Below are 15,702 nucleotides of genomic sequence, written 5' to 3'. Positions count from 1 at the left end.
ATACTTATAGAAAAACAATATACATACCCATGAAACGAATACTATTTTTAACACTGATCCTGTTGGGATATGCAAATGTAATGGGGCAAGACCTTACATTTACTTTTGCCAATGCCCAGATTACCAATGATGGTATAGATGATTACTATGATGTAGATGTAATGATCCAAAGTACAGTTGATTTTAAGCTGGGCTCAGGACAATTATATTTGACCTATAACACTGCTGCTTTTGGAAGCAATGTTAGTACCAGCAATAATTTTGATTATTCACAACCAGTGGGTTCTATTCTTGCAGAAGAATATGGAGGTTTCAAAGCTTATAAAGACTTTATTAAAAATGACAATACAACATCACGAGTTTCATTAGGATTCCAACAGGGATTAGGTTCAGGGTCTATAACAGTTAATAATGTTACCAGTACCCCCAAAGTATTACTCCATACTCGTATGAAGTTTATCGATGTAAATGAAGACCCAATGATTGCCTTTGAGACAGGGACAGTTTATCTGGATCAGTTTTATTCCGCTTGTGGTCCAGTAGCAGGAGGATTATCTGATTGTAGCGGAGAACCGGGAACGCAATTACTTAATGATACTTTTGATTCATCAAACTCACCAGATACTACAGCACCAGTGATTACCCTTACCGGAGATAATCCGCAGGAGATCATTATTGGATCGGGATATGCAGAATTGGGAGCTACTACAGATGATGGGGCTCAGGTAACTATTGATAGTTCAGGTTTTACGGATGCTGTAGGTTCCTATACCATTACATATAATGCTACAGATATAGTGGGAAATGTAGCTACAGAAATTACTAGAACTGTGAATGTAGTAGCAGTATTAAGTACAGAAGATCGAGAACTGGAAAAGATAACGCTTACACCTAATCCAACCAACAGTGATTTCCAGATCTTAGGAGTTTCAGAAGAAACAGAAGTCATTATTTATACAATCAATGGTCATCAGGTAAAACAAGTTGTAATTGATGATTCAAAAAGTATTGCTATACCTGAATTAGCTAGTGGAGTATATTTTGTGAAAATCACATCCGGAAATTCTTATAAAACCATTAAGATGGTAAAAAACTAAATCGAAATACACTTACATTTTTTGCAAAAGTAGTTCTGCGAAGTTAAGGGGTCGTAGTAATATCAATCTTACAAAAGCAAACCACTCTGAGTTTTCAGGGTGGTTTTTTTATGGTCATTTTTGTTAAATATCAAAGTTTTTAAAAACACGTCTCCTATTTGTCTCCCATATTCCCTTTTGGTTGCTTATTACATGCATTAGTATTGTAAAAAAAAGATTGTCCCCCTATGTGTACCCCCATCATAATTGACTTCTGATATGATAACTTTTACTATTGCATACTGTTTAGATAGCCCACTATTTAAATACCAAATCTTTTAAACCCCTGTAATCCCATGATGAAAAAACATTTTTTAATATTAGTACTATTTTGCACAGGTATAAGCATAAGTTCTGCGCAATACACCAGTATTCCTGATGCAAATTTTGAATCTGCCTTAGAAGCTTTGGGCTACGACGATATTTTTAATGACGGGCAAGTACCAACTTCCAATATTGAAACGTTAACTTCATTAGATGTTAGCAATAAAGGACTTACAAATTTAACAGGTATTGAAGCTTTTATTAATTTGGAAGTATTAGATGTATCTGATAATTTATTGACAACGTTGGATTTGACTTCCAATACAAAACTTATAGAATTAACTACAGAGGATAATGAGCTCACTTCAGTAAACATTCAAAACTTAGATAAATTAGAAGATCTGGATCTCAATGATAACTTATTGACGACGTTGGATGTGTCTACTAATATAGCACTTATCGAAATTAACATCCAATTGAATAATAACCTTACAACTTTAGATCTATCTAATCTTACTGCGTTGGAAAAGTTCAATTGCTTGAGAGCCCGTTCACTCTCGACTGTAATATTAGACAATAACACCGCATTACAAACAATTACTGCTTATGATGCTAATATCAATAGCTTGGATCTTGCTGAATGCCCGAATATTGAGGTGCTGAATCTTTCTCTAAACAATTTGACTACTCTCGATGCAAGTAATAACCCATTATTAACACGAATTGAATTAAGGGATAATCCTTTAACAAGTCTTGACCTTCGTACGGGAAATATACAAGCTTTAACTGAGATTGATACCGATAACAATCCTAACTTAAGCTGTATATCAGTTGATGATGCAGTGTATGCAACGACCTTTTTAAGTGGTGAAATTGATAGCCATACTGTATTCAGTAAAGATTGCAGTATGTATACATATATTGCTGATGCTAATTTTGAAGCCGCTTTGGTTGATCTAGGGTTAGATACCACTCCAAATGATCATCATATTCTAAATTCGAACGTTTCTTCGATCACTAGTTTAAATGTAGCTAATAAAAATATATCAGATCTTACAGGTATTGGTGTCTTTTCTTCGTTAACACAATTAAATATCAATGAAAACCAAGTTCGTGAGCTTCATCTTTCTCCTAATGTTTTACTACAAAATCTTGATGTTTCTGAAAATTTGATACAGATATTAGACCTTTCGATGTTACCTAATCTCGTTAGCGTTAATGTACAGGAGAATCTATTATTTGATTTCAATTTGCAAAACGGTAATAACACAAACATTACAAGTTTTACCGCAACTGATAACGAAGATTTGATTTGTATTTTAATAGATGATGAAAATGCTGATAATAGTAATCTATCAAACAGAGATGTTCAAACAAACCTTAGCAGTACCGGTTGTGGAACGGTTTATACAGTAATCCCTGATAGTAATTTTGAGAATGGGTTAAGTGCTTATGATGATATTGCTAATGATGGACAAGTACCTAGGTTAGCAATTTATAATGCTGAATTTATTGATATTAATAGTAGGAGTATTACTGATGTTACCGGGATTCAAGATTTTTATAACGTAGAGCGAATCGATTTACGAAGGAATAATATAAATTCCATTGACCTTTCTAATAATCTGAAAATAAGAGAACTGGAAATAGATGATAATAATTTAACATCTCTGGATGTAACTAAAAATGTAGCACTTCAACAGTTAATTCTTAATGATAATGATATTAGTGCTATTGATTTAAGTCAGAATACGCTGCTAAAAGAATTAGATCTAGAAGATAATTACAATCTAGCAGCTATTGATGTAACCAATAATGTAAATCTCGAAGAATTAATTTTATCTGATACTGATATTACAACGATAGATTTATCAAAAAATGTAACACTTATAGACTTGGAGTTTGATGACCCTAAGGTTCCTCATATTGATCTTACCAATAACATTTTGTTGGAAGATTTAGAATTTGATGGAGGAGGAGAACTTGAAAGTTTGGATATCACAGGATTAACAGAATTGTACTACTTCTATATAGAAGAGGGCAGTAAGTTGAACAGTATTGATTTTAGTACAAATACAGGCCTAACCGAGTTAGAGTTCTATAGTACTAACGTTACTACTTTGGATTTATCGAATAATCTGGAATTAGATTATGTTAATGTTAGTGAAAATACAAGTCTGACTACTATAACCTTTTCAGATCAAACCTATCCTGTTCTTGACGAATTATATGCTGATGAAACAGGGTTGGAAAGTATCGACGTATCTAATCTTCCAATCTTGCGTAGGCTTAACATTAGTGATACGCATATCAGGCAATTGGATGTGTCTCAAAATTTTGATTTAGAGGATTTATATGCATCTAATGCACAATTAGAAATTTTGAATGCGAAAAATGGTAACAACTCGAATTTTGAAAGATTTCAAATTAGTGGAAATGCAAATTTGTATTGTGTTCAGGTTGATGATGTTGATTATGCCAATACCAATTTTACGGATAAAGATGCGCATACGAATTATAGTAATGATTGTACATCTTGTGTGGTGAATGCAAGAGCCTTTCTAGAAGGCCCTTTTGATGGCACTTCATTTACTATGAAAGATGATCTGAGAGTTAATAACGTATTACCTACTACTTCGCCTTATGAAGACGCAGCTACCTGTGATGTAACGCTCTTTGACACTACTGGAAATACTGCTATTGTTGACTGGGTAGAGGTTCAGCTAAGAAATTCTGATGATGTCAGCGAAATTCTGTATAGAAAATCAGCATTATTGCAGCGTAATAGTTCTATTGTGGATACCGACGGTACTTCTGTGGTAACAGTAAATGCGTGGCAAGGCAATTATTATGTAGCTATAGCACATAGAAACCATTTAACAGTTGCCACAAGTATAGCCCAAACATTTAATGGAAATGAAGCCAATATCGATTTCTTGTCAAGTATCAGTGTGTTGAATGGTACAAATGCTTTAGTCGATGTAGGAGGAGCTGTGTATGCCATTCCTGCAGGAGATGTGGATGGTAATGGCCAGGTTCAAAATTCAGATATCATCACTATTACCCAATTATTAGGAGGTAGTGGCTATAGTGATGCAGATCTTGATATGAATGGCCAGGTCCAAAACTCAGATATCAATAATCTACTGAATCAAAACCTCGGAAAAGGAGAACAATTTTAAAACCCCAACGATATGAAAAAATACTACACATTACTATTATTATGTTTAGTAGGGATTAACATTAGTAATGCTCAATACACTAATATTCCCGATGCTAACTTTGAAGCTGCCCTTGAAGATTTAGGCTATGATGATATTTCTCAAGATGGACAAGTACCAACCGCAAATATCAATAACATTTCCAAATTAGATGTACGAACCAGACAAATTACTGATCTTACCGGAATTGAAGATTTTACGAATTTAGAAGAGCTAATGGCCAATTTCAATAGTATTACTACGGTAGATTTGAGTCAAAATACTGCCTTAGAATTGCTTTTTATTGGTGATAATAATTTGACTTCGTTAGATGTTTCTGCAAATGTTAATCTGGACTACCTGGGTATAAGTAATCTTAATTTAGCAGCAGGGATTGATATTTCTCAGAATAGTATTCTAACAAACCTGGTTGCAGAAAACACAAACTTAAGCACTATCGATCTTTCTAATAATACCGATTTAGAATATTTGGTGCTTACTGATAATGCTTTAACCAGTTTGGATATAACCAATTTAGTAGCTTTAGAAAGCTTGAATATAGATGATAATCAGTTAACCACTATAGATCTATCCAATAATACCTTACTCGAATCTTTTAGTTTTAGCAACAATAATTTTCTAAGCCTTGATTTTTCGGGCCTTGCTAATTTAACCTTTATCAATAGTCCCCAGGGGAATAACAATTTAACTAGTATGACCCTTCAGGGAGTTACTGAATTAGAAAATATTCAGGTCAATAATGGTGCGTTAACATCATTGGATCTCAGTGATGCAGTAAACCTACGTTATTTGACTCTATCAGGGCATCAGCTGGAAAGCCTCGATTTAAGTAATAATACAGCAATTACCATTATTCAGGTTTCAAGTAATAATTTAACAAGTATAGATTTACGTACTATTGATGTCACGCAGATTACCAATTTTAGTGTTTCAAATAATGATGACTTAACTTGTATATCTGTTGATGATATAGCATTGGCAGAGCAAAACCTGGGGTCAGGTTTTTTCTATAGCATAGGTTGTGATACCCATACCTATGTACCTGATGATAATTTTGAAACTACACTTGCTCTATATGATGATTTTCCTAATGATAACTTTATTCCCACAACCAATATAGTAGGCATAACGAGCTTAGATGTTTCTAATCAGGGTATCATGGATTTAACGGGAATCAAAGATTTTACGTCATTAACATCACTAAATGTAAGTGCTAATAATCTGGAAAAAATTGATTTGTCAGAGAATACCGCGTTACAAATTATTGATCTAAAAGAAAACTCATTAAAAGTGTTAGATGTATCGAATTTAATGAATCTAACCAGCCTTGAAGTACATAAAAATGCATTATTCGAGTTAAATATCCGGAATGGCGCAAATTCAAATTTGACCACTTTTGATGCTACCGAAAATATAGAACTTACCTGCATATTGGTGGATAGTGTAGCAGATGCAATGAATGATTTTACTAATATCGATATTCATACCTCATTTAGTGAAACAGATTGTACGGTGTATGCCTCTGTACCTGATGCAAATTTTGAAGCGGCATTATCTGCATACGACGATATTAGCAATGATGGGCATGTGCCCTTAGCGAATATCTATTTTATTACAGAATTAAATGTAAGTAACGCTGGGATAAGTAATCTTTTAGGAATTGAATCCTTTAAATCATTAAAAGAGCTGAATTGTAGTGCGAATACGTTAACTACTGTGGATTTATCGAATAATACAAAGCTTGAAGTATTACATATTGAGAATAACCTGCTCACAGCTTTGGACCTTTCGCAAAACACACTACTTAACTATATTGATTGCGATGAAAATAGTTTTACCACACTAGACTTTTCTAGTAATATCAATTTGGTAACATTAGATGTTGATGATAATCCGCAGTTAACAGCGATCAATATCACCGGATGTACTTTGTTAGAAGAGATGATTGCAGATGATTGTAATATTAACGCTTTGGATTTGAGCACCAATACAAATCTGAAAAATGTAGATCTGGATAATAATAACTTATCAACATTAGACCTAAGTAATAATATCCTCTTAGAAAAAATAGATCTGAATAACTGTCAGTTTACTTCAATCGATTTGACCACCAATACTCAGTTAAAAGAGATAAACTTGTCAGACAATCAAATAACAAGTATAGATGTATCGGTAAATACGTCGTTAGTAGCATTAAACCTGGAAAATAACAATATAAGTACAATTGATGTAAGTGCATTAACAAATATAGAATTCTTGAATGTAGAAGAAAATGCGCTTACAACTATTGATCTTTCTAACAATATATTATTAATAAACGTAGATCTGGATGGTAATCAGTTAACTGAGATTGATTTAAGTGTCAATACAAACCTTGAGAGAGTAGATATTGATGAAAACCCTTTGTTAACTACAGTTACCTTTGGAAATTCACCTGACCTGGGATTCCTTTATGCAGATGAAACAGCTCTGGAAACAATTGATGTTTCGTTACTTACAGGATTAGAAACCTTAGACTTAGGTCAAAGTAACCTGAAGACATTAGATATTTCGGTAAATACCGCTTTACGTGATTTGAGGGTTGACAATACTGCTTTGGTAAGCCTGGATCTCAGAAATGGAAACAACAGTAATTTCTCTCGTATGAACGCAACGGGTAATGCTGGTCTTCCATGTATTATGGTAGATGATGCTGCGGCAGCGGTTACAGAGTTTACAGATATTGACGCTGGGATAACCTTTAGTGAAACTACTTGTGGATATACCCTAATTCCTGATGCAAATTTTGAAGCTAGACTGAATAGCTTAGGTCATGATGATATCACTAATGATGGTCAAGTACCAACTGCAAATATCGAGAGCCTTACCTTTCTTAACATTGATAGTAGAAATATATCAGACTTAACAGGGATTGAAGCTTTTAAAGCATTACAAACATTATTAGGAGGCAATAATAACATAGGATCTATTGATTTAACAAAAAATGTAAATTTATCCGACTTAATGCTAAAAGACAATGATTTAGCCGTCATTGATCTTTCAAAAAATACATTGTTAACCAAAATTGAACTTCGTAATAATAACATTTCCTCTATTGATCTTTCTGCCAACACCATAGTTGAGGAATTAATCCTGAATAGTAATGAATTGAGTGTTTTAGATCTTTCAAATAATACTGAATTGGTTATTTTAAATATCACAAGTAATAATCTTACAAATATTGACCTGTCTAATAATACAAAATTAGAAAGTATTTATGCAGAATCTTGTGGGCTGGAAAGCATTGTAATAACAGGCCTTACATCGCTGGAAGATTTAGGTTTAGAAGACAATAATATTGCATCTATTGATGTAAGCGATAACATCGGATTGACAAATATTGATTTAAGTGAAAATATTGATTTGATTATGGTTAATCTAACTAACAATGTTGCTCTGGAAACTCTAAGTATTTCCCGTTGTCCTGATCTGGAATCGGTTTCCTTTGGGAATAGCCCAAATCTTAGCGAAATAGTTTTAAGTGATACCTCACTAACTACTATAGATGTGAGCCTTTTGACTGGTCTTGAGATTTTAAGTGTTGGGAATTCGGATATTGAGTTTTTGGATTTGTCCAACAATATACTCTTAGAACGTCTGTTTGCCGAAAACACAAAATTAACAGGGATTAATCTACAAAATGGATTCAATAATCTAATTACTGACCTGAATATTGCTAATAATCCTGACCTATACTGTGTACAGGTGGATGATGTAGATAATGCCAATGCTACATTTACTTCAAAAGATGTGCAAACAAGCTTCGATATTCATTGTGGTACCTTATACTTGGATGTATCTGTTATTTTAGAAGGTGCTTTTGAATTAGGTGTTGGAGACATCCTTATGAGAGATGATTTGAATGATAGTGACCTGCTTCCTACATCCTCTCCATATGTAGATGCAGCTCTATTTGAAGGCACAACATTTAATGGTCCAGCTGATCGATCTATTGTGGATTGGGTAGAAATACAATTAAGAAATCCTAATGATGTTACTGAGGTACTACATAGACAATCTGCTCTATTACAACAAGGAGGTCGGATAGTTGATCTGGATGCTGGGCAAGGTACTCCAGAGATTTTGGCATGGCAAGGCAATTATTATATTGCTATTGCGCATCGTAACCATTTGGGCATTGTCTCTAGTACTACACATATATTAAATGATGATACATTAGAATTAGATCTTACCAATGTATCTAATGTATTGGGAGGAACCAATGCCGTAAATGATATGGGGGATGATTACTATGCGATGTCTTCTGGTGATGTAGATGGTAATGGACAGGTACAAAACTCAGATGTAACTAATATTACTCAACTCCTTGGAGGATCAGGTTACAATGATGCTGATTTGGATATGAATGGGCAAGTACAAAACACTGATATCAATAATCAATTAAACCCGAATTTGGGAAAAGGAGAACAATTTTAAAACCTACGCAAAATGAACATAATAGTACATATAAAACATACCCTTATGAAGCGAATATTACTGATAATTCTGATTTTTTTAGGAGCTATCCAGATGAAGGCGCAAGATCTTACGTTTACTTTTGCCAATGCCCAGATTACTAATGATGGAAGTGATTATTATTATGATGTAGATGTCATGATCCAAAGTACGATTGATTTTAAATTAGGTTCAGGCCAATTATACTTAACGTATAATAAAACCGCTTTTGGAGATAATGTTTCGGCCAATAGTAACTTAGTTTATTCTCAGCCTTCCGGTGCAATCCTTGCAGAGCAATATAGTATAGTTCCTGCATATAAGGATTTTATCCAAAATGATAATACAATTTCGAGAGTATCATTGGCTTTTCAGCAAGGGTTAAGTGCAGGAGCTATTACAGCAAACAATGTTACTTCAACACCAAGAGTATTGTTTCACGTTCGCATTAAGTTCATCGATGTCAACGCAGACCCCATGGTTGCTTTTGAGACTGGTGCAGTATACCTAGATCAGTTTTATACCGCTTGTGGGCAGGTAACCAATGATGGCTTTGCCGATTGTAGCACGAAGCCTGGAGTACAGTTATTTAATGATACTTTTGATTCATCAAACTCAGTAGATACTACTGCACCAATGATTACACTAACCGGAAATAATCCGCAGGAAATCGAAATTGGATCAGGTTATTCAGAATTGGGTGCTACTACTGATGATGGATCTAAGATTATCATTGATTCATCAGAGTTTATAGACGCTATAGGTACTTATACCATTTATTACAATGCGACAGATATTGTAGGCAATACCGCTACACAAGTAACACGAACGATTAACGTTGTACCTGTGTTGAGTACAGAAGATGTTTCATTCGATAAGGTAACTTTATATCCTAATCCCGTGAAAAACTATTTTCAAATTTTAGGGGTTTCTAAAGAATTACAGATTACTATATATACGATCAGTGGTCAAGAAGTATCGAAAGCTTTGGTTACAAATACAGATCGTATAAGTATTAATGAACTTTCGGATGGAGTGTATTTTGTAAAAGTAATGTCTGATGGAATACAAAAAACTTTTAAATTGGCGAAAAACTAAATAGAAATCCAGTCTGGTCTTTTGCAAAAAGAGCTTTGCTGAGACAATGGATCGCAATCATATTAATTTTGAAAAAAGTAGACCATTCTGAGATCTCAGAATGGTTTTTTTATGTACAACCACCCAATTAAATGTATCTTAAAATGATTCCTTACTGCTATTTTAAATTATCTTTGGAGATGTCATAATTGTCCTTGTGTTGATGGAAAAATCAGTAACCTATTTAGTATCATTTAGAAAATATTTGTTACAAGTATGTATTCCAGGTATTTTAATGATATTCCTGATAGGTTGTTCAACTAAGGATCAGGAAGTTCCTGCTATAAAAAAAGGAACATTGGATCTTACGGGCTGGGATTTTGATAAATATCCTGAGATTTCTGTGCAAGGTGAAAGTTTGTTCTATTGGAAACAATGGCCACTTGACGAAAAAAATAATTTTGCTCTGGATTTATTACAATCTGTTGATACGATAGTCTGGCCAGCCGCATTATGGTCCCAAAAGATAGATGAGAGCAAAGGATACGGAACGTTTCGTTTTTTTATTAAAAGAAAAAACCCAAAAAAAAAGGTAATACTCAATATATCAAGGAGTCTGGCTGCAGCTGAGGTTTGGATCAACGGAAAGAAGATTATTTCTCACGGTCAGATATCCAAGATTGCTGACAATGAAAAGATTGATGGCCGACCCTTACGATTTGAGTTACCTAATGAACCCAATTTAGATATTTTGCTATTAGTTTCGAACCATAAACATCGATTAGGAGGAGGTTTTGCTTTAAGAACAAAGATTCAGGAAACAACTTATTTTAACAATGGTAACAAAGCAAAACCACTCATAGAAGGCATTGTTACGGCGCTGGTTATACTTTTTGGAATTTATCAGATTTTACATTTTTTCAGTTTCCCAAAGTACTCCTATTTTCTGTATTTTGGACTGTATTGTTTAATTGGAGTATCCCGACAATTGTTTGTGGGAGAAGCATTGATTTATGATTTCTTTCCTGACCTTTCTTTTGATTTGGTTCAAAAGATGCGATATATAGGCTATTACGGAGGTTTGACTTTTGTGATCATGTATCATTTTTACCTTTTTCCAGGATATTATACTCTAAAATTTGCTCGTTTTTGTGCTTTTATTCCGGTTATTGGAGTTTTATATGTGATTGCGCTCCCAGTTTTTTATACTACCTATAGTGCTCCTTTCTTTCAGGTGTATGGTTTGTTCGTAATACTATTAGGTTTTTATCAAATGATTATGGCAGTTCGGGATAAAAAACCATATGCTAAAGGAATGTTGATCAGTATGACAATAACTTGTGGGATGCTTGCCAATGATCTGTTAAATGCCATGTTGGTGATACAAACCGAGTATATTATTACCTATGGTTTTCTGTTTTATGTTGGTTTTCAAATTGTTTTAAATAATAGAATACAACTGCAAACTGAAAAACAGCTGGTTAAATTATCTACGGATATTGAGAGTATGACAGAACGCATTAGTAAGAAAGAAGAAGAAATTTCGGAGTTACGTACTGAAACCTTTCAACAACTAAAGTCAAAAGAAAAGCTGGTTGAGAATCTTAAAAAGGTAGCTTCTAATGATGAGTCAATAACCATACAAAATCTGATTGCAGATCTAAAATCAGAACTTTTGGAAGACTCACAATTGACACTCATCAAAAATGATATTGAAACATTAAATTATGAGTTTGCAAGCCGTATGAAAGAAGTTCATCCTAATTTAACAAAAACTGATCTCGAGATTTGCACTTATTTACGAATGTCTCTGGGAAGAAAAGAAATTGCCCGATTACGTTTTACTTCATTAGAAGCAGTAAAGAAATCAAGAAGCCGTTTACGCAAAAGAATGGAACTTTCGAAGGAAGAAAACCTGGAGGAGTATATTAGATCTATTTAGAGGATAGTCCATAGTAATCTGGGTCAAACTTTATCAGTATTTTTATAGCAGTCTTTTTAATTTTTTACATCAGTTAATGTTTAAGTCACTTTTTTTATTAGTAATCTTTTTTATAAGTACGCTGACAGGGTTTTCTCAGAAAAGGGATTCTATAGTAATGAGATTGGAACAACAACTAGAGGAGACAACAAGTGATTCTTTGAAGGTGAAGATATTATTGTCATTAGGGCGATATCACTTTAAAAGAGATTTTAATCGTATTGAAGAATTTACTTCTAAAGCTCAGGAAATAATAGGTGCATCTAATTATAATTCAGCATTCCATCAAGCAAAAATTTCTGTTCAAAATGGAGTGTTTAATGCAAGACAATCAAACTATGGAAAAGCTTTAAAACATTATTATGAAGCTAAAACATTTTTCGAAAAACAGAATGATTCATTTCAACTAGCTCCTTTATATTTTCATATCGCCAATTTATACAGATTTCAAAAAAATTATCAAGACGCTTTAACTAACTTCAAAAAAGCTATTACCATTAACAATAGGCTTGGTTTGGATAGGAATATAGCTATAAATTATAGATTTACATCTATTTTGTTTTCTGAAATGAAGCAAAAAGATTCTGCTTTGTTTTATCTCGGAAAAGCGCAAAAAAAATATGAGGCAATGAATCACAAGCCTGGCCTTTTTGAAGTTTTATCTATCAAGTCGGGAATATTAATAAGTGAAGAAAAATATGACGAAGCATTAGCTATAGAGAAAAAAAACCTCGTCTTTTTTAAAGAAGATAATAAATGGATATTGACAATGACTACCCATACTAATATAGCAAAAGCTTATGTAGGATTGGGTGATTTTAATAAAGCCATTACGCATATTAATGAGACAATATCGCTATCAAAAAAGCACCGATTACTACAACCCAGAATAGAAGCTTATGAGATAAGAAGTATGATTTATCATAAAAAGGGCAATCACAAAAAATCCTTAGAAGATTATAAAGAATATAAAGATTTGTCTGATAAAGAATATAACATTTCAAAATCTAATGAGATTAAAGAGCTGGAGCTATCCTACAAATTTGCTAATGAAAAGGCAAAAGACAGCTTACTATTTAAAGAAGAACAAAAAAGGCTTATTGCCATTAATGAAAATGAAGCATTTAAAAATAAACTCTATATAATTATAGTGATTTTAATTAGCCTTTTGAGTTTTATCGGAATTAGGGCATTAATTAAAGAACTTAAAAAGGTTAAAACTAAGAGTATCAAGACAGAAGGTCTCTTGGAAGTAAAAAGAAAGGAAGTAGACAATCTGGCTCAGGATGTCATCACCAAAAAAGAAGCTATTTCTGACCTAATGAAAGAGTCTCTCCGGCAAATAAAAGTAAAAGAAAGACTCTTAGATGATTTAAATAAATTAGACCCTAATAGTAATAGCGGTAATAAATTAAATTTAAATGATATTATTTCTTATTTAAAATCTGATGTGGTAGATGACTCTCGTGTTCATTTAATTAAGGAACATTTGGAAGCAATGAATTATGAGTTGTTTCAAAAATTAAAAGATAAACACCCCAATCTTACGAAAGTGGATTTGGAAATATGTTCCTATTTACGTCTTTCTTTAGGCCGTAAAGAAATTGCAAAACTTCGCTTTACCTCGGTCGATGCGGTCAAAAAAACCAGAAGTCGTTTACGCAAAAAAATGCATCTTTCTATGGGTGTAAATCTCGAAGAATATATCAAATCTATATAGTTTTTTATCTACTAGTATGTTTTAGTAAATACCTCTAAACCTTTGTTATTATTAGGTTTTGGCGTATGTCCCCCCATGTGTACCCCCTGTTTTTTTAGAAAAAAAAGATTTTGTTAGTTACTTAGCACTGTGTTTAACAATGAGCTATGATACCTTTTTTAAAAAAGATATTTATTACTAAAAAATCAAACAACCAGTTTGAAAAAATTCAAAAGATGAAAGAAAAGAAAAAAGAACTGGAAGATACGTTTACTCATTTACAGGAGATAGCAGAAGAGTTAAGAAAAATCAAAAAAAGTAACTAGATATGGACCCTTTAAATATGTATATCATGGAAGATCATGCTGCTCTAGTGTATACCACCCCAACTTGGAAGCATCATATGAATGTAGAATATATAGAAATTGATTTTACAGGATTACATAGAGATGAAGATGTCATTCAATGCGTTGCTGATGCGGTAGAAATGGGATTGCAAAGATCAGATAAGTCGGTAAGAGCCCTGGTGTATCTCAAAAACTCAAAAACCAGCCCTAATGCGATAAGAACGATAAAAAAACTAGGTAAGATGGTGCAACCTAAAATGAACAAATCAGCGTTGGTGGGTTCTGTTGGAATTGTATCCTTATTGATGAAAATATACATCAGTTACACCGGTAGCAAGATCAAGTTTTTTACCGATAAAGAAGCGGCTATTAAATATTTGGCGAATGATTAATATTGATACTCCATATAAAAATAGTTATGAAGATGCTATGGTGTCAGTAATTACAATCGATAAAGAATTGGAATTCTTAGAGTTATTAGCATCGCAGAATATTAAAATACATTTGATGGATACGGTTCCAAACGATATTGAATCATGGGGAGTGAGCCCTGATACTATTATTTTGGATAGTACCATAAATAATGAATGGGAAAAACAACTGGATGTTCTTGGAGAAATTAATATGTATAAAGATATTCCGTTGATTGTGTTAAATAAAGATGAAGTAGAGATTGAAGACATTTTTTCGACCTGGGATAAAGAGTATTTATATGTGCATCGTGATAATTCAAAGTCTATTATACGAGCAACTCTAGCAACAATTACATATTGGAAAAAATTGAATAATGCTTTGGTCAAAACCAATCAGCTGAATAGAATTTTATCCACTAATTATTTAGTGTTAGATGCCAAAAATGAGTGCTTAGAAAAAGTACAACAACAACTCGATCAAGTCAGCGACCTAGTTACATCAGATATTAAAAAAGAATTAATAAAGGTGGATGAGGTAATAACTGATAACCTAAAAAAAGGGAATCACTATCAATTGTTTAAAGCACATTTTGAAGAAGTACATCCTTTGTTTTATAAAAAGTTGCTAGCGATGAACAAAGATTTATCTAATAATGATCTAAAACTTGCTGCTTTTATTAAGATGAATTTTAATAATGCTGAGATATCTTTTTTTATGGGAATATCTATTGCAGGGGTTAAAAAAGCAATACAACGATTACGTAAAAAGTTGGGATTACAGCCCGCAGCATCATTAAGGCAATTCATATATACGATAGAAGTCTAAAATTAAAGTGTTAAAGATGAGAATTAAAATTAATGTCTCCCATAAGTCTCCTTTTTTAGTTTTTTTAAACAAAAACCAGAAGTACTTTTGAACTATAAACAGAAGAATTGTAAACATTAAAAAACGAGATTACCCAAATCCTACTTTTAATTAATAAAGCAACCTTAAATCAAGAATGTTATGGATACTACACAATTTTATAAAGAAAAGAAATAGTAAGATTCTGAAGTGATTTCTTCCTTGC

8 protein-coding genes are annotated in these 15,702 nt (G+C 33.0%); all 8 read left to right on the top strand.

The annotated features are described in order from the left end of the window. Nucleotides 1-29: 29 nt before the first annotated feature. The 8 genes from U0D62_RS20560 (at nucleotide 30) to U0D62_RS20525 (ending at nucleotide 15,458) form a co-directional block, all read left to right on the top strand. Nucleotides 30-1,097, top strand: a complete 1,068-nt coding sequence (locus U0D62_RS20560; protein ID WP_322289230.1) for a T9SS type A sorting domain-containing protein — start codon at nucleotides 30-32, stop codon at nucleotides 1,095-1,097. A gap of 338 nt (nucleotides 1,098-1,435) precedes the next feature. Continuing rightward, entirely contained in the window at nucleotides 1,436-4,582 is a 3,147-nt protein-coding gene (locus U0D62_RS20555) for a leucine-rich repeat domain-containing protein (RefSeq protein ID WP_322289229.1), read from the top strand. Nucleotides 4,583-4,594: 12 nt separating this feature from the next. Then, a complete protein-coding gene (locus U0D62_RS20550) occupies nucleotides 4,595-9,097 on the top strand; it encodes a hypothetical protein (protein WP_322289228.1) in 4,503 nt (1,500 codons plus the stop codon). A 45-nt stretch (nucleotides 9,098-9,142) separates the two neighbouring features. Then, a complete protein-coding gene (locus tag U0D62_RS20545; RefSeq protein ID WP_322289227.1) occupies nucleotides 9,143-10,213 on the top strand; it encodes a T9SS type A sorting domain-containing protein in 1,071 nt (356 codons plus the stop codon). Between the two features lie 202 nt (nucleotides 10,214-10,415). Beyond that, nucleotides 10,416-12,134 carry a 7TM diverse intracellular signaling domain-containing protein gene (locus tag U0D62_RS20540; RefSeq protein WP_322289226.1) on the top strand — a complete coding sequence of 573 codons (1,719 nt, stop codon included), beginning with the start codon at nucleotides 10,416-10,418 and terminating at the stop codon, nucleotides 12,132-12,134. Between the two features lie 163 nt (nucleotides 12,135-12,297). Then, entirely contained in the window at nucleotides 12,298-13,893 is a 1,596-nt protein-coding gene (locus tag U0D62_RS20535) for a tetratricopeptide repeat protein (protein WP_322289225.1), read from the top strand. Nucleotides 13,894-14,200: 307 nt separating this feature from the next. Beyond that, nucleotides 14,201-14,611, top strand: coding sequence for a SpoIIAA family protein (locus U0D62_RS20530; protein ID WP_322289224.1), 411 nt, complete (start codon nucleotides 14,201-14,203; stop codon nucleotides 14,609-14,611). Next, the gene (locus tag U0D62_RS20525; RefSeq protein ID WP_322289223.1) at nucleotides 14,604-15,458 is read left to right on the top strand and encodes a helix-turn-helix transcriptional regulator; all 855 of its coding nucleotides are present in this window, start codon (nucleotides 14,604-14,606) and stop codon (nucleotides 15,456-15,458) included. The genes U0D62_RS20530 and U0D62_RS20525 overlap by 8 nt, the downstream gene beginning before the upstream one ends. Nucleotides 15,459-15,702: the final 244 nt, after the last annotated feature.

It is taken from the genome of Aquimarina callyspongiae (assembly GCF_034322225.1).
In the GTDB taxonomy this organism is placed as follows: domain Bacteria; phylum Bacteroidota; class Bacteroidia; order Flavobacteriales; family Flavobacteriaceae; genus Aquimarina.
This window is presented reverse-complemented; position numbering and strand designations above follow the sequence as displayed.